The following is a 22,935-nucleotide window of genomic DNA, read 5'->3' as shown; positions in this document are numbered from 1 at the left end:
AAGGAAAAAATGAATAAGAGAGGTCTTTATTCAAAACTAGGAATTTCTGCTGTAGGAATTAGTCTTTTAATGGGAGTACCCACTTTGATTCATGCGAATGAATTAAACTATAGCCAACTGTCCATATCTCCTATTTTTCAAGGAGGTTCATATCAACTGAACAATAAGAGTATAGATATTAGCCCTTTGTTATTAGATAAATTATCTGGAGAGAGTCAGACAGTAGTAATGAAATTTAAAGCAGATAAACCAAACTCGCTTCAAGCTTTGTTTGGTCTATCTAATAGTAAAGCAGGCTTTAAAAATAATTACTTTTCAATTTTCATGAGAGATTCTGGTGAGATAGGTGTAGAAATAAGAGACGCCCAAAAAGGAATAAATTATTTATTTTCTAGACCAGCTTCACTATGGGGAAAGCATAAAGGACAGGCAGTTGAAAATACACTCGTATTTGTATCTGATTCTAAAGATAAGACATACACAATGTATGTTAATGGTATAGAAGTGTTCTCTGAAACAGTTGATACATTTTTGCCAATTTCAAATATAAATGGTATAGATAAGGCAACACTAGGGGCTGTTAATCGTGAAGGCAAGGATCATTACCTCGCAAAAGGAAGCATTGATGAAATCAGTCTATTTAATAAAGCAATTAGTGATCAGGAAGTTTCAACTATTCCCTTGTCAAATCCATTTCAGTTAATTTTCCAATCAGGAGATTCTACTCAAGCTAACTATTTTAGAATACCGACATTGTATACATTAAGCAGTGGAAGAGTTCTATCAAGTATTGATGCACGTTATGGCGGAACTCATGATTCTAAAAGTAAGATTAATATCGCGACTTCTTATAGTGATGATAATGGGAAAACGTGGAGTGAGCCAACTTTTGCTATGAAGTTTAATGACTATGAGGAGCAGTTGGTTTACTGGCCACGAGATAATAAATTAAAGAATAGCCAAATTAGTGGAAGTGCTTCATTTATAGATTCATCCATTGTTGAAGATAGAAAATCTGGGAAAACAATATTATTAGCTGATGTTATGCCTGCTGGTATTGGAAATAATAATGCAAACAAATCTGATTCAGGTTTTAAAGAAATAAACGGTCATTATTATTTAAAACTAAAGAAGAATGGAGATAATGATTTCCGTTATACAGTTAGAGAAAATGGAGTTGTTTACGATGAAACGACTAATAAACCTACAAATTATACTGTAAATGATAAGTATGAAGTTTTGGAGGGAGGTAAGTCTTTAACAGTTGAACAATATTCGGTTGATTTTGATAGTGGTTCTTTAAGAGAAACACACAATGGAAAACAGGTTCCTATGAATGTTTTCTACAAAGACTCTTTATTTAAAGTGACTCCTACTAATTATATAGCAATGACAACTAGTCAGAATAGAGGAGAAAGTTGGGAACAATTTAAGTTATTGCCTCCGTTCTTAGGAGAAAAACATAATGGAACTTACTTATGTCCCGGACAAGGTTTAGCATTAAAATCAAGTAATAGATTAATTTTTGCAACATATACTAGTGGCGAACTAACTTATCTCATTTCTGATGATAGTGGTCAAACATGGAAGAAATCCTCAGCTTCAATTCCGTTTAAGAATGCGACAGCAGAAGCGCAAATGGTTGAAATGAGAGATGGTGTGATTAGAACATTCTTTAGAACTACTACAGGTAAGATTGCCTATATGACTAGTAGAGATTCTGGAGAAACATGGTCAGAAGTTTCGTATATCGATGGAATTCAACAAACTTCATATGGTACACAAGTATCTGCAATTAAATACTCTCAATTAGTTGATGGAAAAGAAGCAGTCATTTTGAGTACACCAAATTCTAGAAATGGCCGTAAGGGAGGTCAATTAGTTGTCGGTTTAGTCAATAAAGAAGATGATAGTATCGATTGGAAATACCACTATGACATTGATTTGCCTTCGTATGGTTATGCTTATTCTGCGATTACAGAATTGCCAAATCATCACATAGGTGTATTGTTTGAAAAATATGATTCATGGTCAAGAAATGAATTGCATTTAAGCAATGTAGTTCAGTATATAGATTTGGAAATTAATGATTTAACAAAATAAAGGAGAAAAAACATGGTTAAATACGGTGTTGTTGGAACAGGATATTTTGGAGCTGAGTTGGCTCGTTATATGCAAAAGAATGATGGAGCAGAGATTACTCTTCTCTATGATCCAGATAATGCAGAGGCTATTGCAGAAGAATTGGGAGCAAAAGTAGCAAGTTCCCTAGATGAGTTGGTTTCTAGCGATGAAGTAGATTGTGTTATCGTCGCAACTCCAAATAATCTTCATAAGGAACCGGTTATTAAGGCTGCACAACATGGTAAAAATGTTTTCTGTGAAAAACCAATTGCGCTTTCTTATCAAGATTGTCGTGAGATGGTAGATGCATGTAAAGAAAATAATGTAACCTTTATGGCAGGACATATTATGAACTTCTTTAATGGTGTCCATCATGCAAAAGAACTAATTAATCAAGGAGTCATCGGAGACGTTCTATATTGTCACACAGCTCGTAATGGTTGGGAAGAACAACAACCGTCAGTATCATGGAAAAAAATTCGTGAAAAATCAGGTGGTCACTTGTATCACCATATTCATGAATTGGATTGCGTACAATTCCTTATGGGTGGCATGCCTGAAACTGTAACCATGACAGGTGGAAATGTGGCCCACGAAGGTGAAAATTTCGGTGATGAAGATGATATGATTTTTGTCAATATGGAATTTTCTAATAAGCGATTTGCTTTGTTAGAATGGGGTTCAGCTTATCGTTGGGGTGAACATTATGTCTTAATCCAAGGAACGAAAGGTGCCATCCGTTTAGACTTATTCAACTGTAAAGGAACTCTTAAGCTAGATGGACAAGAAAGTTATTTCTTGATTCATGAATCGCAAGAAGAAGATGATGATCGTACTCGTATCTATCATAGTACAGAGATGGATGGAGCAATTGCTTATGGTAAACCAGGTAAACGTACTCCATTATGGTTATCATCTGTCATTGATAAAGAAATGCGCTATTTGCATGAGATTATGCAAGGAGCTCCAGTATCAGAAGAATTTGCAAAACTATTGACAGGTGAAGCTGCTCTAGAAGCAATTGCTACTGCAGATGCTTGTACCCAATCGATGTTTGAAGATCGCAAAGTAAAATTGTCAGAAATTGTAAAATAAACAGAATATAAAGGGGATGAAAAATTTATTTTCTCCCCTCATTTCGGAAATAAGTTAGGAGAAAATCTATGTCAGATTTAAAAAAATACGAAGGTGTCATTCCAGCCTTCTACGCATGTTATGATGATCAAGGAGAAGTAAGTCCAGAGCGTACACGTGCCTTGGTTCAATACTTCATTGATAAAGGTGTTCAAGGTCTTTATGTCAATGGTTCTTCTGGTGAATGTATCTACCAAAGCGTTGAAGACCGCAAGTTGATTTTGGAAGAAGTCATGGCAGTTGCCAAAGGTAAATTAACTATTATTGCCCATGTTGCTTGCAACAATACAAAAGACAGTATGGAACTTGCTCGCCACGCTGAAAGCTTGGGTGTAGATGCCATTGCGACGATTCCACCTATTTATTTCCGCTTACCAGAATACTCAGTTGCTAAGTACTGGAACGATATTAGTTCTGCAGCTCCAAATACAAACTATGTGATTTACAACATTCCTCAATTGGCAGGAGTTGCTCTGACTCCAAGTCTTTACACTGAAATGTTGAAAAATCCTCGTGTTATCGGTGTTAAGAACTCTTCTATGCCAGTTCAAGATATCCAAACCTTTGTGAGCCTTGGTGGGGAAGACCATATCGTCTTTAACGGTCCAGATGAGCAGTTCCTAGGAGGACGCCTCATGGGTGCTAGGGCTGGTATCGGTGGTACTTACGGTGCTATGCCAGAACTCTTCTTGAAACTCAATCAATTGATTGCTGATAAAGATTTGGAAACAGCGCGTGAATTGCAGTATGCTATCAACGCTATCATTGGCAAATTGACTGCTGCACATGGAAATATGTATGGTGTTATTAAAGAAGTCTTGAAGATCAATGAAGGTTTAAATATTGGTTCTGTTCGTTCACCATTGACACCAGTGACTGAAGAAGATCGTCCAGTTGTAGAAGCAGCTGCTGCCTTGATTCGTGAAACCAAGGAGCGCTTCCTCTAATTCATAAGGAGGTATTTATGACACACTACGTTGCAATTGATATCGGTGGAACCAACATCAAATATGGTTTGATCGACCAAGAATGCCAACTTGTTGAATCGCATGAAATGCCAACAGAGGCGCATAAGGGTGGACCTCATATCTTACAAAAGACCAAAGATATCGTAGCTAGCTATTTAGAAAAAGGATCAGTAGCAGGTGTTGCCATTTCTTCAGCAGGAATGGTGGATCCTGACAAGGGTGAGATTTTCTATGCTGGGCCTCAAATTCCTAACTACGCAGGAACCCGGTTCAAGAAGGAAATCGAGACTAGCTTTGCGATTCCTTGTGAGATTGAAAATGATGTCAACTGTGCAGGTCTAGCTGAGGCAGTATCTGGTTCAGGTAAGGGAGCGAGTGTCACCCTTTGCTTGACCATTGGAACAGGTATCGGAGGTTGCTTGATTATGGATGGGAAAGTCTTCCATGGTTTTAGTAATTCAGCCTGTGAAGTCGGTTATATGCATATGCAGGATGGAGCATTCCAAGACTTGGCTTCTACAACAGCCTTGGTAGAGTATGTAGCGGCAGGTCATGGAGATCCAGTTGATCAGTGGAATGGCCGACGCATCTTTAAGGAAGCCACTGAAGGCAACAAGATTTGTATGGCTGGTATTGACCGTATGGTAGACTATCTAGGAAAAGGTCTGGCAAATATTTGCTATGTGGTCAATCCAGAAGTAGTCATTCTCGGTGGCGGTATCATGGGACAAGAGGCTATTCTCAAACCCAAGATCCGCACAGCCTTGAAAGAGGCTTTGGTACCAAGCCTAGCTGAAAAAACACGATTAGAATTTGCTCATCATCAAAATACAGCAGGGATGTTGGGTGCTTATTATCATTTCAAGACAAAACAATCCTAGTTTGGCTCAGCCAAACTAGGATTTTCAAATCAAAGCCTCTTGACTTTCTTTATAATTATGAGATAATAAAGAAAATATATAAGGGAGTTATATAAAATGGCTATAGTAAGTTCAAATAAAATTGTGACCTTCCAAGCTAATAGAGAATTAGTAAATGATGCCATGGAAGTGTTAAAAGAAAAAAATCTCTCTCTTTCATCGGCACTCAGATTATTTTTAAAGAATGTTGCCGTAACAAATGAAGTAGATTTACTGAGTGAAGAGGAATTAGAGAAGGAGTATTTGTTTAGACAATTACAAGCAGAAGTTCAAGAAAGTTATGCCAAGATTGAGGCTGGAAATTACTTGACAGATGAGGATGTCGTGACACGCTATGGATTATAAAAGATATAGGATTTTGTATTCTCCTAGAGTGATTGATAGTCTGGATAAAATATATCAGTATATAGCGGAGGAAATCGGTTCTGTAGAGGCTGCGAGACGAAAAGTGGCGAGTATCAGAAAAGATATTAATCGGCTAGAAATTTTCCCCCAAGCTGGATTTGATGCCGATGAAAAATTTGGTAAGAAATTAGACCCTCGCTACCAAACGCGAGGATTGACCTTGAGTAAGGATTACATCGTATTATATACAATTGTTGATGATACCGTCAGACTTGCTTATTTACTCCCTTCAAAAAGTGATTACATGAAATTATTCAAGACTAAGTCAAGATATGACTAATTCATAATCTTGAAGAGGTATATTTGGTGATGAATAAAAATCCTAGTTTGACTCAACCAAACTAGGATTTTCTCACACGTTTTTGTCTACGATAGCCGTTGAGTTTTTTATTTTCCCAGTAGCTATTAAAAATTTTCTCCTTACTTTCACGATTGATTTCCAAAAAGTAGGCGTAAATCAAATCGATAAAGAAGAGCATAGGAAGTTGAGCGGATATTCGTTGGATATAGGAAGGCTGGCTGTGGGTAGCTACAAGAACAGTCTCTGTATAGGTCTGGATATCTTTACTAGGAACACTTGAAAAGAGTACAGTCTTTGCCCCCATCTCCTTGGCATCTAATAGACTATCTAAAATAGAAGGTGTTGTGCCAGAAAGTGAGAAACCAAGTACGAGACAATTTTCATCCATAATACTGGTTGTCCAGGCAAAGCCGTCTTGGTCAGTTAAGGCTTCGCAGACCACACCCAGACGCATGAAGCGCAATTTCATTTCACGAGCGACAAGGCCAGAACTACCTGTTCCGAAGAAGTAGACACGCTCAGCATCTTCGATTAATTGGGCAATTCGTTCTAGTTGGACTTCGTCAATCAAGTCTTGTGTTTGTTCCCTCATATTGCTATAGCTTCTGAGGACTCGTTTGGTCAGTGGACTGTGCTTGGAGACTTGGTTAGCTTGATTTTCTGCCTGATGTTGGTATTGGAAAATGAATTCTCGGTAGCCAGTAAAGCCACACTTTTTAGCAAAGCGAGTTAGTGCAGCCTGAGAGATATGTAATTTTTGAGTGACTTGTTGAGAAGATAAATCATCTGTAATCGTTTCAGCTTGCAAAAAATAGCGAGCGATTTCTTGCTCTAGGTCTGTCATTTCTTCAAAATGTGAATCAATGACAGTTGCGATATCTGGTTTGTCCATAGGGAAGGCTCCTTTAAATGAGTCGTATTGGAAAAAGGATAGATTATTGAACTTTTACATTCATTATAACATATAATATAGGGATGAATAAATAAAAACGTATCTTACTGTAAAAACGAAAAAAAGCTTCTTACTTTTCCATAATTTTCTGCTCAAATTATGGTACAATGAAGAGTAAGATTTTAAGTTAGAAATGAGACTGATTTGTATGAGAAAATTTAACAGCCATTCGATTCCGATTCGGCTTAATTTATTGTTTTCAATTGTCATTTTACTCTTTATGACCATTATTGGTCGTTTGTTGTATATGCAGGTTTTGAACAAGGATTTTTACGAAAAAAAGCTAGCCTCAGCTAGTCAGACCAAGGTCACAACCAGTTCTGCCCGTGGGGAAATTTATGATGCTAGTGGAAAACCTTTGGTAGAAAATACGTTAAAGCAGGTTGTTTCCTTTACGCGTAGTAATAAAATGACGGCTAAAGATTTAAAACAGATTGCTAGTCAGTTACTGGGATATGTGAGCATCAGTTCGCCAAATTTGACAGAACGCCAGCTGGCAGATTACTATTTAGCTGATCCTGAAATCTATAAAAAAACAGTGGAGGCTCTCCCAAGTGAGAAACGCTTGGATTCAGATGGTAATCGCCTATCCGAATCAGAACTGTATAACAATGCGGTCGATAGCGTTCAAGCGAGTCAACTAAACTATACAGAGGATGAAAAGAAAGAAATCTATCTTTTTAGTCAGTTAAATGCCGTTGGAAACTTTGCGACAGGAACCATTGTGACAGATGCCTTGACAGATACCCAGATTGCTCTGATTGCCTCTGCTTCGAAACAATTACCCGGTGTCAGTATTTCAACTTCATGGGATCGAAAAGTTCTAGAGACTTCCCTTTCTTCTATAGTAGGTAGTGTATCGAGTGAAAAAGCTGGTCTCCCAGCGGAAGAAGCAGAATCCTATCTTAAAAAAGGCTATTCTCTAAATGACCGTGTTGGAACCTCCTATTTGGAAAAGCAATATGAAGAGACCTTACAAGGAAAACGCTCGGTAAAAGAAATCCATCTGGATAAATATGGCAATATGGAAAGCGTGGACACAATTGAGGAAGGTAGTAAGGGAAACAATATCAAACTGACCATTGATTTGGCCTTCCAAGATAGCGTGGATGCTTTGCTGAAAAGTTATTTCAATTCCGAGCTAGGAAATGGTGGAGCCAAGTATTCTGAGGGTGTGTATGCAGTCGCCCTTAACCCCAAAACAGGTGCTGTTTTGTCTATGTCAGGACTCAAACATGACCTGAAAACGGGAGACTTGACGCCTGATTCCTTGGGAACGGTAACCAATGTCTTTGTCCCAGGGTCAGTAGTTAAGGCCGCTACCATCAGCTCAGGTTGGGAAAATGGTGTTTTATCAGGAAACCAAACCTTAACAGATCAGCCTATTGTTTTCCAAGGTTCAGCTCCAATTTATTCTTGGTATAAATTGGCATATGGATCTTTTCCTATTACAGCTGTGGAAGCCTTGGAGTATTCATCTAATGCTTACATGGTTCAAACCGCTCTTGGAATCATGGGCCAGACCTATCAACCAAATATGTTTGTTGGAACCAGCAATTTGGAAACAGCTATGGGAAAACTTCGTGCGACCTTTGGCGAATATGGCTTGGGGGCTGCGACCGGAATTGACCTACCAGATGAATCTACTGGATTTGTTCCCAAAGAGTATAGCTTTGCTAATTACATCACCAATGCCTTTGGGCAGTTTGATAACTATACGCCCATGCAGTTGGCTCAGTATGTAGCAACTATTGCAAATGATGGTGTTCGTGTGGCTCCTCGTATTGTTGAAGGTATTTATGGAAATAATGATAAGGGTGGCCTTGGGGAATTAATCCAAGCAATAGATACCAAGGAAATCAACAAGGTCAATATTTCTGAATCAGATATGGCAATCTTGCACCAAGGATTTTATCAGGTTGCTCATGGGACTAGTGGGTTGACAACTGGCCGTGCCTTTTCAAATGGTGCCTTGGTATCCATTAGCGGAAAAACGGGTACAGCCGAAAGCTATGTGGCAGATGGTCAGGAAGCAACCAATACCAATGCGGTGGCCTATGCTCCATCTGATAATCCTCAAATCGCTGTTGCAGTGGTCTTTCCTCATAATACCAATCTAACAAATGGTGTAGGACCTTCCATTGCGCGTGATATTATCAATCTGTATCAAAAATACCATCCAATGAACTAGAAAGGAATTTATGCTTTATCCAACACCTATTGCTAAGCTGATTGACAGTTATTCTAAGTTACCAGGTATCGGGATTAAGACGGCTACGCGTCTGGCCTTTTATACGATTGGGATGTCTGATGATGATGTCAATGAATTTGCAAAAAATCTCCTTTCTGCTAAGAGAGAGCTGACCTATTGCTCCATCTGTGGTCGTTTGACTGATGACGATCCTTGCTCTATCTGTACCGATCCAAGTCGTGACCAGACAACGATTTTGGTGCTAGAGGATAGTCGTGATGTGGCGGCCATGGAAAATATCCAAGAATATCATGGACTTTATCATGTTTTGCATGGCCTGATTTCCCCCATGAATGGCATCAGCCCAGATGATATCAATCTCAAGAGCCTCATGACTCGTCTCATGGATAGTGAGGTTTCAGAAGTCATCGTAGCAACCAATGCCACGGCAGATGGGGAAGCGACTTCCATGTATCTTTCACGCTTACTCAAGCCAGCTGGTATTAAGGTTACGCGTCTGGCACGAGGTCTTGCTGTGGGGGCAGATATCGAGTATGCGGACGAAGTTACACTCTTACGAGCCATTGAAAATCGGACAGAGCTGTAAGTCTAGATAAATTAATAAACTAAATTCATTTATACAAAAAATCAAGGAGATCGATATTTGTTTTATCGGTCTCTTTTTAGATTACTTTAAGACCAGTATCGGGTTCAAGTTTCAAAAAAGAAGCAAATATGATATACTAAAGAGCGAGTATTCTAGTAGAATTAGGACAAGTAATATGAAACAAACGATTATTCTTTTATACGGTGGACGGAGTGCAGAGCGTGAAGTCTCTGTCCTTTCAGCAGAAAGTGTCATGCGTGCGGTTAACTATGATCGTTTCGCAGTCAAGACTTTCTTTATCAGTCAGTCAGGTGACTTTATCAAAACGCAGGAATTTAGCCAGACTCCTGGGCAAGAGGATCGTCTTATGACCAATGAAACCATTGATTGGGATAAGAAAGTTGCACCAAGTGCTATCTACGAAGAAGGGGCAGTTGTCTTTCCAGTTCTTCATGGTCCGATGGGAGAAGATGGCTCTGTTCAAGGCTTCCTCGAAGTTTTGAAAATGCCTTATGTTGGTTGCAATATTTTGTCATCCAGTCTTGCCATGGACAAAATCACGACCAAGCGTGTGTTAGAATCTGCTGGCATTGCTCAAGTTCCTTATGTGGCTATCGTTGAAGGTGATGATATGACTTCTAAAATCGCTGAAGTGGAAGAAAAATTGACTTATCCAGTCTTCACTAAGCCGTCAAACATGGGTTCAAGTGTCGGTATTTCTAAATCTGAAAATCAAGAAGAACTCCGTCAGGCTTTGGAACTTGCCTTTCAATATGACAGTCGTGTTTTGGTAGAGCAAGGGGTCAATGCCCGTGAAATCGAGGTTGGACTCTTGGGAAACTACGATGTCAAAAGTACGCTACCAGGAGAAGTAGTCAAGGATGTTGCCTTTTATGACTACGATGCCAAGTATATTGACAACAAGATTACCATGGATATCCCAGCTAAAATCAGTGATGATGTGATAGCTGTCATGCGTCAAAATGCAGAAACGGCCTTCCGTGCCATTGGTGGTTTAGGCTTATCTCGTTGTGATTTCTTTTATACAGATAAGGGAGAAATCTTCCTAAATGAGCTCAATACCATGCCAGGTTTCACCCAGTGGTCAATGTATCCATTACTTTGGGACAATATGGGAATCAGCTACCCAGACCTAATCGAGCGTTTGGTTGACCTTGCCAAGGAAAGTTTTGACAAGCGCGAAGCGCATTTGCTATAAAAATGAAAGAAGGGGTAGGAGCCAGAACCATCACTACAAGGTGACTAGAGTTCTCGGGCTCCGACCCTTTTTAAAGGAGTAGAAATGAAATTAACTATCCACGAAGTTGCCCAAGCTGTTGGGGTGAAAAATGATGTCAGCATCTTTGAGGACATCCAGTTGGAAAAGGCTGAGTTTGACAGTCGTTTGATTGAGGAAGGGGACTTGTTTGTGCCCCTCAAAGGTGCGCGTGATGGCCATGACTTTATCGAAACAGCCTTTGAAAATGGTGCTGCTGTAACCCTGTCTGAGAAAGAAATCGCAAATCACCCCTACATTCTAGTAGACGACGTTTTGGCTGCCTTTCAATCACTAGCTGCCTACTATCTTGAGAAAACAGCTGTTGATGTCTTTGCTGTAACGGGTTCAAATGGTAAGACGACGACCAAGGATATGTTGGCGCATTTGCTATCAACAACCTACAAAACCTACAAAACACAAGGCAATTACAATAACGAGATTGGCCTTCCTTATACAGTTCTCCATATGCCTGAAGGAACAGAAAAGTTGGTCTTGGAGATGGGTCAGGATCACTTGGGAGATATCCATCTCTTGTCAGAACTGGCCCATCCAAAGACAGCCATTGTGACCTTGGTTGGAGAGGCTCATTTAGCCTTTTTCAAAGACCGTTCGGAAATTGCCAAGGGAAAAATGCAAATTGCAGATGGTATGGCTTCGGGTTCTTTGCTTTTGGCACCAGCTGACTCCATTGTAGAGGACTACTTGCCAGCTGATAAAAAGGTGGTTCGTTTTGGGCAAGGAGCAGAGCTGGAAATAACAGACTTGATTGAGCGCAAGGATAGTCTGACCTTTAAGACTAATTTCTTGGACCAAGCCCTTGATTTGCCAGTGACTGGCAAGTACAATGCCACTAATGCTATGATTGCGTCCTATGTTGCCCTGCAAGAAGGAGTTTCAGAGGAGAAAATTCGTCAGGCCTTCCAAAATCTTGAATTGACGCGTAACCGTACCGAGTGGAAGAAAGCAGCCAATGGAGCAGATATTCTGTCTGACGTATATAATGCTAATCCAACTGCTATGAAGTTAATTTTGGAGACATTCTTTGCCATCCCAGCCAATGAAGGGGGCAAGAAAATTGCAGTCTTGGCGGATATGAAGGAACTCGGTGACCAGTCTGTTCAACTCCATAACCAGATGATTTTGAGTCTCTCGCCAGATGTGATTGATACCGTGATTTTCTATGGAGAAGATATCGCAGAATTGGCCCAACTTGCTAGTCAAATGTTCCCAATTGGCCACGTTTTCTACTTCAAGAAGACAGAAGACCAGGACCAATTTGAAGACCTAGTCAAGCAGGTCAAGGAAAGTCTAGGAGTCCACGACCAAATCCTGCTCAAAGGCTCTAACTCTATGAATCTAGCCAAGTTGGTAGAAAGTTTAGAAAATGAAGACAAGTGATTTTGTCAAGTATTTGCAAAGAATGATTGCCATTACAGATACTGGATTAACCTTTACAAAAGATCCGTTTGACCGTGAGCGCTACGAAGACTTGCGAGGCCTTTTATCTGAAATGTTGAATCAAGCATCAGACCTTGATGCCGAAGAAGTGGCAGAAGTCTTGAAGCCAACTTCTGCTTATGCGACTCCGTTAATGGACGTCCGTGCTTGGATTGTTGAGGACGAAAAGATTTGTCTGGTTAGGGGACAAGGAGAGGATAGTTGGGCTTTGCCAGGTGGCTTTGGCGAGGTCGGTTATTCACCAACTGAAAATATTCTCAAGGAAATTGAAGAAGAAACCGGTTTTAAAGCCAAAGTTGAACGACTACTAGCTGTTTTTGATACCAATCGTTTCCAACTACAGAGCAAACAGTATACAAAGTTTGTTTTTGGATGTAAGCTTCTTGATGGACAATTTCAAGAAAATCAAGAAATCGCTGAACTTCAATTTTTTGCCATTGACCAGCTGCCGAACTTGTCTGAAAAACGCATTACCAAGGAGCAAATAGAGATTCTTTGGCAGGTTTATCAAGGTCAGAGGGAGCAATATCTTGACTAAGAAGATGATTATCGTATTTCTAAATTCATTTTTCTTAAATAGCATGGTATAATAAAATGCAGGAAAATTTTGAATCATGAGGAAGACTAGATGAATTTATGGGATATTTTCTTTACGACCCAAGCAACAGAGCCACCCAAGTTTGATCTTTTTTGGTATGTCAGTATATTTACACTCTTGGCCTTGACCTTTTATACAGCCTATCGTTATCGTGAAAAGAAGGTTTACCAACGATTTTTCCAGATTTTACAGGCTGTTCAGCTAATCCTTCTTTATGGTTGGTACTGGGTCAATCATATGCCACTGTCAGAAAGCTTACCCTTTTACCATTGTCGTATGGCCATGTTTGTGGTACTCTTGCTTCCTGGTCAGTCCAAATATCGGCAGTATTTTGCATTGCTAGGGACATTCGGAACATTAGCAGCCTTTGTTTATCCAGTGCCAGATGCCTATCCTTTCCCCCATATTGCCATCTTGTCCTTTATCTTTGGGCACTTAGCTCTCTTGGGGAACTCTCTAGTTTATCTCTTGAGACAGTATAATGCGCGAGTACTGGATGTGAAGGGAATTTTTCTCATGACCTTTGTCCTAAATGCCTTGATTTTTGTGGTCAATTTGGTAACAGGTGGTGATTACGGATTCTTGACAAAACCGCCATTGGTTGGAGATCATGGATTAGTAGCTAATTATTTAATCGTTTCTCTGGCCTTGTCGGCAGCGATTACCTTGACCAAGAAAATCTTGGAACTATTTTTAGAACAAGAAGCAGAAAAAATGATTGCAAAGAAAGCTTAGAAATGAGCTTTCTTTTTTGGCAATAGACAGATTGTTGATAAAGTTTACAGTGAATGAATTTCTGAACAGAAAAACAAAAAAATTGGCTAGTAAATTTAGGAAAAAACTGAGCACGATGAGATTTTTTGTGTTATAATATTCTGTGAATAGCTATGCCCACGTTTAGCTATTGAATATTACGAAGTTAGAAACTTGGAAGATAGAGAGGATGCGATGTAATGGCTAGAGAAGGCTTTTTTACAGGTCTAGATATTGGAACGAGCTCTGTCAAGGTGCTTGTAGCCGAGCAGAGAAATGGTGAATTAAATGTAATTGGCGTGAGTAATGCCAAAAGTAAAGGTGTAAAGGATGGAATTATTGTTGATATTGATGCAGCAGCAACTGCTATCAAATCAGCAATTTCCCAAGCAGAAGAAAAAGCAGGCATCTCAATTAAATCAGTGAATGTTGGTTTACCAGCTAATCTCTTACAGGTAGAACCAACTCAAGGAATGATTCCAGTAACATCTGATACCAAGGAAATTATGGATCAAGATGTCGAAAATGTTGTCAAATCAGCTTTGACAAAGAGTATGACACCTGATCGTGAAGTTATCACATTCATTCCTGAGGAATTTATTGTGGATGGTTTTCAAGGGATTCGTGACCCACGTGGTATGATGGGGGTTCGCCTTGAAATGCGTGGTTTACTTTATACAGGCCCTCGCACTATTTTACATAACCTACGTAAGACAGTTGAACGTGCAGGTGTTCAGGTTGAAAATATTATTATTTCACCACTAGCAATGGTTCAATCTATTTTGAATGAAGGTGAACGTGAATTTGGTGCTACAGTGATTGATATGGGTGCAGGTCAAACGACTGTCGCTACAATCCGTAACCAAGAACTTCAGTTTACCAATATTCTCCAAGAAGGCGGAGATTATGTAACTAAGGATATCTCTAAAGTCTTGAAGACATCACAGAAACTAGCCGAAGGTTTGAAATTAAACTATGGAGAGGCTTATCCTCCTCTCGCAAGTAAAGAAACATTCCAAGTCGAAGTGATCGGGGAAGTAGAACCTGTTGAAGTAACAGAAAATTACTTGTCAGAGATTATTTCTGCACGAATTAAGCATATTTTTGAACAAATCAAACAAGACTTAGACAGAAGACATTTATTGGATCTTCCTGGTGGCATTGTTTTGATTGGTGGAACCGCTATTTTACCGGGTATTGTGGAACTTGCTCAAGAAGTTTTTGGTGTTCGTGTCAAGCTTTATGTTCCAAACCAAGTTGGTATTCGCAATCCAGCCTTTGCGCATGTGATTAGTCTATCAGAATTCGCGGGACAATTGACAGAAGTACATCTCTTGGCTCAACGAGCAGTCAAGGGTGATGAAGGATTATTCCAACAACCGCTTAGTTTTGGGGGAATGATTCAGAAAACAGCTCAGTTTGTACAATCAACGCCTGTTCAACCAGCCCCTGCTCCAGAAGTAGAGCCGGTGGCGCCTACAGAACCAATGGCGGATTTCCAACAAGCTTCACAAAATAAACCGAAATTAGCAGATCGTTTCCGTGGCTTGATCGGAAGCATGTTTGACGAATAAAGAGGAAAAATAAATTATGACATTTTCATTTGATACAGCTGCTGCTCAAGGTGCAGTGATTAAAGTAATTGGTGTCGGTGGAGGTGGTGGCAATGCCATCAACCGTATGGTCGACGAAGGTGTTACAGGCGTAGAATTTATCGCAGCAAACACAGATGTACAAGCATTGAGTAGTACAAAAGCTGAGACTGTTATTCAGTTGGGACCTAAATTGACTCGTGGTTTGGGTGCAGGAGGTCAACCTGAGGTTGGTCGTAAAGCTGCTGAAGAAAGCGAAGAAACATTGACGGAAGCTATCAGTGGCGCAGATATGGTCTTCATCACTGCTGGTATGGGAGGAGGCTCTGGAACTGGAGCTGCTCCTGTTATTGCTCGTATCGCCAAAGATTTAGGTGCTCTTACAGTTGGTGTTGTAACACGTCCGTTTGGTTTTGAAGGAAGCAAACGTGGACAATTTGCTGTAGAAGGAATCAATCAACTTCGTGAGCATGTAGATACTCTATTGATTATTTCAAACAACAACTTGCTTGAAATTGTTGATAAGAAAACTCCACTTCTTGAAGCTCTTAGCGAGGCAGATAACGTTCTTCGTCAAGGTGTTCAAGGAATTACCGATTTGATTACCAATCCAGGATTGATTAACCTTGACTTTGCCGATGTGAAAACAGTTATGGCAAATAAAGGGAATGCTCTTATGGGTATTGGTATCGGTAGTGGAGAAGAACGTGTGGTTGAAGCAGCACGTAAGGCAATTTACTCTCCACTTCTTGAAACAACAATTGATGGAGCAGAAGATGTGATTGTCAACGTAACTGGTGGTCTTGACTTAACCTTGATTGAGGCAGAAGAGGCTTCACAAATTGTGAACCAGGCAGCAGGTCAAGGAGTAAACATCTGGCTCGGTACTTCAATTGATGAAAGTATGCGTGATGAAATTCGTGTAACAGTTGTCGCAACGGGTGTTCGTCAAGACCGCGTAGAAAAGGTAGTAGCTCCACAAGCTAGACCTACTACCAACTACCGTGAGACAGTAAAACCAGCTCATTCACATGGCTTTGATCGTCATTTTGATATGGCAGAAACAGCTGAATTGCCAAAACAAAATCAACGTCGCTCGGAACAAGCTCAAGGATCTGCTTTTGGTGATTGGGATTTACGTCGCGAGACAATTGTTCGTCCGACTGATTCAGTAGTGTCACCGGTAGAACGTTTTGAAATTCCAAATTCACAAGATGAAGATGAGTTGGATACACCTCCATTTTTCAAAAATCGTTAAGTAAATGAATGTAAAAGAAAATACAGAACGTGTTTTTCGAGAAGTCGCAGAAGCAAGTCTGAGTGCTCATCGCGAGAGTGGCTCAGTCTCTGTCATTGCAGTTACCAAGTATGTAGATGTACCGACAGTGGAAGCATTGCTTCCGCTAGGGGTTCATCATATCGGTGAAAATCGTGTAGATAAGTTTCTAGAGAAATATCAAGCTTTAAAAGATCGAGATGTGACTTGGCATTTGATTGGTACCTTGCAAAGACGTAAGGTGAAAGATGTCATTCAATACGTTGATTATTTCCATGCATTGGATTCAGTAAAGCTAGCAGAGGAAATCCAAAAAAGAAGTGACCGAGTCATCAAGTGTTTCCTTCAAGTAAATATTTCTAAAGAAGAAAGTAAACACGGCTTTTCGAGAGAAGAATTATTGGAAGTCTTGCCAGAGTTAGCCAAACTAGATAAGATTGAATATGTTGGTTTAATGACGATGGCACCTTTTGAGGCTAGCAGTGAGCAGTTGAAAGAAATTTTCAAGGCGACCCAAGATTTACAAAAAGAAATCCAAGAAAAACAAATTCCAAATATGCCTATGACCGACTTAAGCATGGGAATGAGTCGTGATTATAAAGAAGCGATTCAATTCGGTTCCACCTTTGTTCGCATAGGTACAGCATTTTTTAAGTAGGAGAGAACCATGTCTTTAAAAGATAGATTCGATAGATTTATAGATTATTTTACGGAGGATGAGGATTTAAGTCTCCCTAATGAAAAACGAGATGAGCCCATTTTAACTCCAGTAAATTCTACACAGGAAAAGGCTCTCTCAACGAATCAAACACCAAGCACAAGTAGTACAAAAGAAAATAATATTACTAGACTGCATGCACGTCAACAAGAGTTAGCAAAGCAAAATCAGCATTCTACTGAAAAAGTAACAATTGATGTTCGTTATCCTAGAAAATATGAAGATGCAACAGAAATTGTTGATTTATTGGCAGGAAACGAAAGTATTTTAATTGATTTTCAGTATATGACAGAGGTGCAAGCTCGTCGTTGTTTAGATTATCTGGATGGAGCTTGCCATGTTCTAGCTGGAAATTTGAAAAAGGTAGCTTCTACCATGTACCTGTTGACACCAGTGAATGTTATTGTAAATGTTGAAGATATTCGTTTACCAGATGAAGATCAACAGGGTGAGTTTGATTTTGATATGAGACGAAATAGAGTACGATGATGATTTTTTTAATTCGTCTGATTTATAATGCAGTGGATATTTACTCCCTGATTTTGGTGGCCTTTGCTGTCATGTCTTGGTTTCCAGGTGCCTACGAATCAAGTTTAGGTCGTTGGATTATAGCATTGGTAAAACCAGTGCTTGCTCCTTTACAACGCCTGCCTTTACAGATAGCGGGTCTTGATTTATCTGTTTGGGTTGCGATTGTTTTGGTTCGATTTTTAGGAGAAAACCTAGTCCGTTTTCTGGCGATGATAGGATGAATAAAGGGATTTACCAGCATTTCTCCATAGAAGATCGTCCCTTTCTTGATAAGGGAATGGAATGGATAAAGAAGGTAGAAGATAGCTATGCTCCTTTTTTAACTCCTTTTATCAATCCTCATCAGGAGAAGCTATTAAAAATTTTGGCCAAAACCTATGGTCTTGCTTGTAGCAGTAGTGGGGAATTCGTCTCGAGTGAGTATGTTCGAGTTTTATTATATCCAGATTATTTTCAGCCAGAGTTTTCAGATTTTGAAATATCTCTCCAGGAAATAGTGTATTCCAATAAATTTGAACACTTAACGCATGCTAAGATTTTAGGGACAGTCATCAATCAATTGGGAATTGAACGGAAACTTTTTGGAGATATCCTAGTAGATGAAGAACGGGCGCAGATTATGATTAATCAGCAGTTTCTTCTTCTCTTTCAAGATGGATTAAAGAAAATTGGCCGTATACCCGTGTCGCTGGAGGAACGTCCTTTCACCGAGAAAATAGATAAGCTAGAACAGTATAGAGAGCTGGATTTATGCGTGTCTAGTTTTAGATTAGATGTTCTTTTATCAAATGTTTTAAAACTATCTAGGAATCAAGCAAACCAGTTGATTGAAAAGAAACTTGTCCAAGTAAATTATCATGTGGTAGACAAATCAGATTATACTGTTCAAGTTGGAGACTTGATTAGTGTGAGAAAATTTGGGCGCTTGAGGTTGCTTCAAGATAAGGGACAAACAAAAAAAGAGAAGAAAAAAATAACCGTCCAGTTATTATTAAGTAAGTGAGGAAAAATATGCCAATTACATCGTTAGAAATCAAAGATAAAACCTTTAGCACACGTTTTAGAGGTTTTGATCCAGAAGAAGTAGATGAATTTTTAGATATTGTGGTTCGTGATTATGAAGATTTGGTTCGTTCTAATCATGATAAGGATTTACATATTAAAAATTTGGAAGAGCGTTTGTCTTACTTTGATGAGATGAAAGATTCGTTGAGCCAGTCTGTATTGATTGCCCAAGATACAGCTGAGAGGGTGAAACAAACAGCACACGATCGTTCAAATAATATTATTCATCAAGCTGAACAGGATGCACATCGATTATTGGAAGAAGCAAAATACAAGGCAAATGAAATTCTTCGTCAGGCTGCTGACAATGCTAAGAAAGTTGCTGTTGAAACCGAAGAATTGAAGAACAAGAGTCGTGTCTTCCACCAACGTCTCAAATCTACAATTGAGAGTCAGTTGGCTATTGTTGAGTCTTCAGATTGGGAAGATATTCTTCGTCCAACAGCTACTTATCTTCAGACAAGTGATGAAGCCTTTAAAGAAGTTGTTAGCGAAGTACTTGGAGAACCGATTCCAGCTCCAATTGAGGAAGAACCAATTGATATGACACGTCAATTTTCTCAAGAAGAAATGACAGAGTTACAGGCTCGTATTGAGGCAGCCAATAAAGAATTGGCTGAATTTGAAGCTCAAGCTAAACAGGAAGTGGAAAACCCAACTCCTGTAGTGAGTCCTCAAATTGAAGAAGAACCAGCTCATCCAGTTGGTCCAATGTATGAAGAACCAGAAGTAGCTCCAGTGCATCCGACAGGTCCAACACCAGCTACAGAAACGTTTGATTCAGCACCAGGATTTGAAGCACCGCAAGAATCTGTTACAATTTTATAAGAAATATTCTGAGAACAATATCTTATCCTTATATTTCCAGCGAGCAGGAGATGGTGTGAGTCCTGTAATCCCTAACGATAAGATTATCCTCTCAAAAACTCAAGTCTGAATGGAGTAAGATTTGACGTTCCCCACGTTACGGGATAAGAGGGAGAAAGACTAAATCTTTTTCCGAATAAAGGTGGTACCACGATTTTCGTCCTTTTTGGCAGTCGTGGTTTTTAATTTGTTATTATTTATAAAGGAGATACCATGAAACTCAAAGATACCCTTAACCTTGGGAAAACAGCTTTCCCAATGCGTGCAGGTCTTCCGACCAAAGAGCCAGTTTGGCAAAAGGAATGGGAAGATGCAAAACTTTACCAACGTCGTCAAGAATTGAACCAAGGAAAACCTCATTTCACCTTGCATGATGGCCCTCCATACGCTAACGGAAATATCCACGTTGGACATGCTATGAACAAGATTTCAAAAGATATTATTGTTCGTTCAAAATCTATGTCAGGTTTTTACGCACCATTTATCCCGGGTTGGGACACTCATGGTCTGCCAATCGAGCAAGTTTTGGCAAAACAAGGTGTCAAACGTAAAGAAATGGACTTGGTTGAGTACTTGAAACTTTGCCGTGAATACGCTCTTTCTCAAGTAGATAAACAACGCGAAGACTTCAAACGTTTGGGTGTTTCTGGCGATTGGGAAAATCCATATGTGACTTTGACTCCTGACTATGAAGCAGCCCAAATCCGTGTATTTGGTGAGATGGCTAATAAAGGCTATATCTACCGTGGTGCAAAACCAGTTTACTGGTCATGGTCATCTGAGTCAGCCCTTGCCGAAGCGGAAATTGAATACCATGATTTGGTTTCAACTTCCCTTTACTATGCCAATAAAGTAAAAGATGGCAAAGGTGTTCTAGATACAGATACCTACATCGTTGTCTGGACAACTACTCCATTTACTATCACAGCTTCTCGTGGTTTGACTGTCGGAGCGGATATTGATTACGTCTTGGTTCAACCTGCTGGTGAAGATCGTAAGTTTGTGGTTGCTGCAGAATTGTTGATTAGCTTGTCTGAGAAATTTGGCTGGGTTGATGTTCAAGTTTTGGCAACTTACCGTGGTCAAGAATTGAACCACATCGTAACAGAACACCCATGGGATACAGCTGTAGATGAATTGGTTATTCTTGGTGACCACGTTACAACTGACTCTGGTACAGGTATTGTCCATACAGCCCCTGGTTTTGGTGAGGACGACTACAATGTTGGTATTGCTAATGGTCTTGAAGTTGCAGTGACTGTTGATGAACGTGGTATCATGATGAAGAATGCTGGCCCTGAGTTTGAAGGTCAATTCTATGAAAAGGTAGTTCCAACTGTTATTGAAAAACTTGGTAACCTCCTTCTTGCCCAAGAAGAAATCTCTCACTCATACCCATTTGACTGGCGTACTAAGAAACCAATCATCTGGCGTGCAGTACCACAATGGTTTGCCTCAGTTTCTAAATTCCGCCAAGAAATCTTGGACGAAATTGAAAAGGTGAAATTCCACTCAGAATGGGGTAAAGTTCGTCTTTACAATATGATCCGTGACCGTGGCGACTGGGTTATCTCTCGTCAACGTGCTTGGGGTGTTCCGCTTCCAATTTTCTACGCTGAAGATGGTACAGCGATCATGACTGCTGAAACGATTGAACATGTGGCTCAACTATTTGAGGAACATGGTTCAAGCATTTGGTGGGAACGTGATGCCAAAGACCTCTTACCAGAAGGATTTACTCATCCAGGTTCACCAAATGGCGAATTCAAGAAAGAAACAGACATCATGGACGTTTGGTTTGACTCAGGTTCATCATGGAATGGAGTTGTGGTAAACCGTCCTGAATTGACTTACCCAGCAGACCTTTACCTAGAAGGTTCAGACCAATACCGTGGTTGGTTCAACTCATCACTCATCACATCTGTTGCCAACCATGGCGTGGCTCCTTACAAACAAATCTTGTCACAAGGTTTTGCCCTTGATGGTAAAGGTGAGAAGATGTCTAAATCTCTTGGAAATACCATTGCTCCAAGTGATGTTGAAAAACAATTTGGTGCTGAAATCTTGCGTCTCTGGGTAACAAGTGTTGACTCAAGCAACGACGTACGTATCTCTATGGATATCTTGAGCCAAGTCTCTGAAACTTACCGTAAAATCCGTAACACCCTTCGTTTCTTGATTGCCAATACATCTGACTTTAACCCAGCTCAAGACGCAGTAGCATACGAAGAGCTTCGCTCAGTTGATAAGTACATGACTATTCGATTTAACCAGCTTGTCAAGACCATTCGTGATGCTTACGCAAACTTTGAATTCTTGACAATCTACAAGGCCTTGGTGAACTTTATCAACGTTGACTTGTCAGCCTTTTACCTTGATTTTGCTAAAGATGTTGTTTACATCGAAGGTGCCAAATCACTGGAACGCCGTCAAATGCAGACTGTCTTCTATGACATTCTTGTGAAAATCACCAAACTCTTGACACCAATCCTTCCTCACACAGCAGAGGAAATCTGGTCATATCTTGAGTTTGAAGCTGAAGACTTCGTTCAATTATCAGAATTGCCAGAAGCGGAAACTTTTGCTAACCAAGAAGAAATCTTGGATACATGGGCTGCCTTCATGGACTTCCGTGGACAAGCTCAAAAAGCCTTGGAAGAAGCGCGTAATGCAAAAGTTATCGGTAAATCACTTGAAGCACACTTGACAGTTTACCCAAATGAAGTGGTGAAAACTCTACTTGAAGCAGTAAACAGCAATGTAGCTCAACTTTTGATCGTGTCAGAATTGACCATCGCAGAGGGACCAGCTCCAGAAGCTGCCGTAAGCTTCGAAGATGTAGCCTTTACAGTTGAACGCGCTGCAGGCCAAGTATGTGACCGTTGCCGTCGTATCGACCCAACAACAGCAGAACGCAGCTACCACGCAGTTATCTGTGACCACTGTGCAAGCATCGTAGAAGAAAACTTTGCAGACGCAGTCGCAAAAGGATTTGAAGCGAAATAAGATTGAAAAGTCTAGGGAAAACTCAATTTGAGAAGAAAAGACAACTAATCTTATAGACTATAAAACGCATTGTATCACGTTTTTGAACATCTGATACGATGCGTTTTTATTTATTGGCTCTTTGTCAACTGTAGTGGGTTGATGAAAAGCTAAGCTCGAGAAAGGACAAATTTCGTCCTTTCTTTTTTGA

Annotated in this window: 21 protein-coding genes; 20 read left to right on the top strand and 1 reads right to left on the bottom strand. The window is 39.9% G+C overall.

What is annotated here, in order from left to right; all coding sequences use genetic code 11:
- Positions 1 to 9 precede the first annotated feature (9 nt).
- The 6 genes from nanB (at position 10) to N8L33_RS02245 (ending at position 5,831) form a co-directional block, all read left to right on the top strand.
- Positions 10 to 2,103 carry a neuraminidase NanB gene (gene nanB / locus N8L33_RS02270; protein ID WP_101782322.1) on the top strand — a complete coding sequence of 698 codons (2,094 nt, stop codon included), beginning with the start codon at positions 10 to 12 and terminating at the stop codon, positions 2,101 to 2,103.
- 12 nt (positions 2,104 to 2,115) lie between these two features.
- Complete coding sequence (locus N8L33_RS02265) at positions 2,116 to 3,219, top strand: Gfo/Idh/MocA family protein (protein WP_000241736.1); 1,104 nt, start codon at positions 2,116 to 2,118, stop codon at positions 3,217 to 3,219.
- 68 nt (positions 3,220 to 3,287) lie between these two features.
- Entirely contained in the window at positions 3,288 to 4,205 is a 918-nt protein-coding gene (locus tag N8L33_RS02260) for a dihydrodipicolinate synthase family protein (protein ID WP_261058261.1), read from the top strand.
- A 17-nt stretch (positions 4,206 to 4,222) separates the two neighbouring features.
- Positions 4,223 to 5,107: an ROK family protein gene (locus tag N8L33_RS02255; RefSeq protein ID WP_261058255.1), complete on the top strand. Its 885-nt coding sequence runs from the start codon at positions 4,223 to 4,225 to the stop codon at positions 5,105 to 5,107.
- Positions 5,108 to 5,203: 96 nt separating this feature from the next.
- On the top strand, positions 5,204 to 5,491 hold the full coding sequence (gene relB / locus N8L33_RS02250; protein ID WP_261058254.1) for a type II toxin-antitoxin system RelB/ParD family antitoxin: 288 nt from the start codon (positions 5,204 to 5,206) through the stop codon (positions 5,489 to 5,491).
- Positions 5,481 to 5,831, top strand: coding sequence for a type II toxin-antitoxin system RelE/ParE family toxin (locus N8L33_RS02245; protein ID WP_261058253.1), 351 nt, complete (start codon positions 5,481 to 5,483; stop codon positions 5,829 to 5,831). The genes relB and N8L33_RS02245 overlap by 11 nt, the downstream gene beginning before the upstream one ends.
- Positions 5,832 to 5,892: 61 nt before the next feature.
- Here the strand turns inward: N8L33_RS02245 and N8L33_RS02240 are convergent, their stop codons facing one another.
- On the bottom strand, positions 5,893 to 6,744 hold the full coding sequence (locus tag N8L33_RS02240; RefSeq protein ID WP_261058252.1) for a MurR/RpiR family transcriptional regulator: 852 nt from the start codon (positions 6,742 to 6,744) through the stop codon (positions 5,893 to 5,895).
- Positions 6,745 to 6,937: 193 nt separating this feature from the next.
- On the opposite strand from N8L33_RS02240, the gene pbp2b reads away from it, so the two are divergent.
- From pbp2b to ileS, 14 genes are all read left to right on the top strand, one after another.
- Positions 6,938 to 8,995, top strand: a complete 2,058-nt coding sequence (pbp2b, locus tag N8L33_RS02235; protein WP_261058251.1) for a penicillin-binding protein PBP2B — start codon at positions 6,938 to 6,940, stop codon at positions 8,993 to 8,995.
- A 10-nt stretch (positions 8,996 to 9,005) separates the two neighbouring features.
- Positions 9,006 to 9,602 (top strand): recombination mediator RecR, encoded by a 597-nt coding sequence (gene recR, locus N8L33_RS02230; RefSeq protein ID WP_000966748.1) that lies wholly within the window; start codon positions 9,006 to 9,008, stop codon positions 9,600 to 9,602.
- A 175-nt stretch (positions 9,603 to 9,777) separates the two neighbouring features.
- On the top strand, positions 9,778 to 10,821 hold the full coding sequence (locus N8L33_RS02225; RefSeq protein WP_061087706.1) for a D-alanine--D-alanine ligase: 1,044 nt from the start codon (positions 9,778 to 9,780) through the stop codon (positions 10,819 to 10,821).
- Between the two features lie 84 nt (positions 10,822 to 10,905).
- On the top strand, positions 10,906 to 12,279 hold the full coding sequence (locus tag N8L33_RS02220) for a UDP-N-acetylmuramoyl-tripeptide--D-alanyl-D-alanine ligase (protein ID WP_261058250.1): 1,374 nt from the start codon (positions 10,906 to 10,908) through the stop codon (positions 12,277 to 12,279).
- Entirely contained in the window at positions 12,266 to 12,877 is a 612-nt protein-coding gene (locus N8L33_RS02215) for an NUDIX hydrolase N-terminal domain-containing protein (protein WP_261058249.1), read from the top strand. Before N8L33_RS02220 ends, N8L33_RS02215 begins: the two co-directional genes overlap by 14 nt.
- Before the next feature lie 90 nt (positions 12,878 to 12,967).
- Positions 12,968 to 13,672 (top strand): YwaF family protein, encoded by a 705-nt coding sequence (locus tag N8L33_RS02210; protein ID WP_261058248.1) that lies wholly within the window; start codon positions 12,968 to 12,970, stop codon positions 13,670 to 13,672.
- 218 nt (positions 13,673 to 13,890) lie between these two features.
- Positions 13,891 to 15,264, top strand: coding sequence for a cell division protein FtsA (gene ftsA, locus N8L33_RS02205; protein WP_000090384.1), 1,374 nt, complete (start codon positions 13,891 to 13,893; stop codon positions 15,262 to 15,264).
- A gap of 16 nt (positions 15,265 to 15,280) precedes the next feature.
- On the top strand, positions 15,281 to 16,540 hold the full coding sequence (ftsZ, locus tag N8L33_RS02200) for a cell division protein FtsZ (RefSeq protein WP_000144273.1): 1,260 nt from the start codon (positions 15,281 to 15,283) through the stop codon (positions 16,538 to 16,540).
- A 4-nt stretch (positions 16,541 to 16,544) separates the two neighbouring features.
- Positions 16,545 to 17,216 carry a YggS family pyridoxal phosphate-dependent enzyme gene (locus N8L33_RS02195; RefSeq protein ID WP_261058246.1) on the top strand — a complete coding sequence of 224 codons (672 nt, stop codon included), beginning with the start codon at positions 16,545 to 16,547 and terminating at the stop codon, positions 17,214 to 17,216.
- A gap of 9 nt (positions 17,217 to 17,225) precedes the next feature.
- The gene (locus N8L33_RS02190; RefSeq protein WP_261058244.1) at positions 17,226 to 17,765 is read left to right on the top strand and encodes a cell division protein SepF; all 540 of its coding nucleotides are present in this window, start codon (positions 17,226 to 17,228) and stop codon (positions 17,763 to 17,765) included.
- A complete protein-coding gene (locus N8L33_RS02185) occupies positions 17,765 to 18,028 on the top strand; it encodes a YggT family protein (protein WP_153195717.1) in 264 nt (87 codons plus the stop codon). The genes N8L33_RS02190 and N8L33_RS02185 overlap by 1 nt, the downstream gene beginning before the upstream one ends.
- Positions 18,025 to 18,810 (top strand): YlmH family RNA-binding protein, encoded by a 786-nt coding sequence (locus tag N8L33_RS02180; RefSeq protein WP_050203631.1) that lies wholly within the window; start codon positions 18,025 to 18,027, stop codon positions 18,808 to 18,810. Before N8L33_RS02185 ends, N8L33_RS02180 begins: the two co-directional genes overlap by 4 nt.
- A gap of 8 nt (positions 18,811 to 18,818) precedes the next feature.
- Positions 18,819 to 19,700 (top strand): DivIVA domain-containing protein, encoded by an 882-nt coding sequence (locus tag N8L33_RS02175; protein ID WP_307877694.1) that lies wholly within the window; start codon positions 18,819 to 18,821, stop codon positions 19,698 to 19,700.
- A 252-nt stretch (positions 19,701 to 19,952) separates the two neighbouring features.
- Positions 19,953 to 22,745, top strand: coding sequence for an isoleucine--tRNA ligase (gene ileS / locus N8L33_RS02170; RefSeq protein WP_261058242.1), 2,793 nt, complete (start codon positions 19,953 to 19,955; stop codon positions 22,743 to 22,745).
- Positions 22,746 to 22,935 lie beyond the last annotated feature (190 nt).

This window comes from Streptococcus mitis (assembly GCF_946188695.1).
GTDB lineage: Bacteria > Bacillota > Bacilli > Lactobacillales > Streptococcaceae > Streptococcus > Streptococcus mitis_DF.
The sequence above is the reverse complement of the archived record's forward strand: the minus strand, read 5'-3'. Positions and strand labels throughout refer to the sequence as shown.

Bases quoted from the DNA above. Each gene is read 5' to 3' on its own strand.
- nanB (WP_101782322.1), top strand. From the start codon at position 10: ATGAATAAGAGAGGTCTTTATTCAAAACTAGGAATTTCTGCTGTAGGA.
- N8L33_RS02265 (WP_000241736.1), top strand. From the start codon at position 2,116: ATGGTTAAATACGGTGTTGTTGGAACAGGATATTTTGGAGCTGAGTTG.
- N8L33_RS02260 (WP_261058261.1), top strand. From the start codon at position 3,288: ATGTCAGATTTAAAAAAATACGAAGGTGTCATTCCAGCCTTCTACGCA.
- N8L33_RS02255 (WP_261058255.1), top strand. From the start codon at position 4,223: ATGACACACTACGTTGCAATTGATATCGGTGGAACCAACATCAAATAT.
- relB (WP_261058254.1), top strand. From the start codon at position 5,204: ATGGCTATAGTAAGTTCAAATAAAATTGTGACCTTCCAAGCTAATAGA.
- N8L33_RS02245 (WP_261058253.1), top strand. From the start codon at position 5,481: ATGGATTATAAAAGATATAGGATTTTGTATTCTCCTAGAGTGATTGAT.
- N8L33_RS02240 (WP_261058252.1), bottom strand. From the start codon at position 6,744: ATGGACAAACCAGATATCGCAACTGTCATTGATTCACATTTTGAAGAA.
- pbp2b (WP_261058251.1), top strand. From the start codon at position 6,938: ATGAGACTGATTTGTATGAGAAAATTTAACAGCCATTCGATTCCGATT.
- recR (WP_000966748.1), top strand. From the start codon at position 9,006: ATGCTTTATCCAACACCTATTGCTAAGCTGATTGACAGTTATTCTAAG.
- N8L33_RS02225 (WP_061087706.1), top strand. From the start codon at position 9,778: ATGAAACAAACGATTATTCTTTTATACGGTGGACGGAGTGCAGAGCGT.
- N8L33_RS02220 (WP_261058250.1), top strand. From the start codon at position 10,906: ATGAAATTAACTATCCACGAAGTTGCCCAAGCTGTTGGGGTGAAAAAT.
- N8L33_RS02215 (WP_261058249.1), top strand. From the start codon at position 12,266: ATGAAGACAAGTGATTTTGTCAAGTATTTGCAAAGAATGATTGCCATT.
- N8L33_RS02210 (WP_261058248.1), top strand. From the start codon at position 12,968: ATGAATTTATGGGATATTTTCTTTACGACCCAAGCAACAGAGCCACCC.
- ftsA (WP_000090384.1), top strand. From the start codon at position 13,891: ATGGCTAGAGAAGGCTTTTTTACAGGTCTAGATATTGGAACGAGCTCT.
- ftsZ (WP_000144273.1), top strand. From the start codon at position 15,281: ATGACATTTTCATTTGATACAGCTGCTGCTCAAGGTGCAGTGATTAAA.
- N8L33_RS02195 (WP_261058246.1), top strand. From the start codon at position 16,545: ATGAATGTAAAAGAAAATACAGAACGTGTTTTTCGAGAAGTCGCAGAA.
- N8L33_RS02190 (WP_261058244.1), top strand. From the start codon at position 17,226: ATGTCTTTAAAAGATAGATTCGATAGATTTATAGATTATTTTACGGAG.
- N8L33_RS02185 (WP_153195717.1), top strand. From the start codon at position 17,765: ATGATTTTTTTAATTCGTCTGATTTATAATGCAGTGGATATTTACTCC.
- N8L33_RS02180 (WP_050203631.1), top strand. From the start codon at position 18,025: ATGAATAAAGGGATTTACCAGCATTTCTCCATAGAAGATCGTCCCTTT.
- N8L33_RS02175 (WP_307877694.1), top strand. From the start codon at position 18,819: ATGCCAATTACATCGTTAGAAATCAAAGATAAAACCTTTAGCACACGT.
- ileS (WP_261058242.1), top strand. From the start codon at position 19,953: ATGAAACTCAAAGATACCCTTAACCTTGGGAAAACAGCTTTCCCAATG.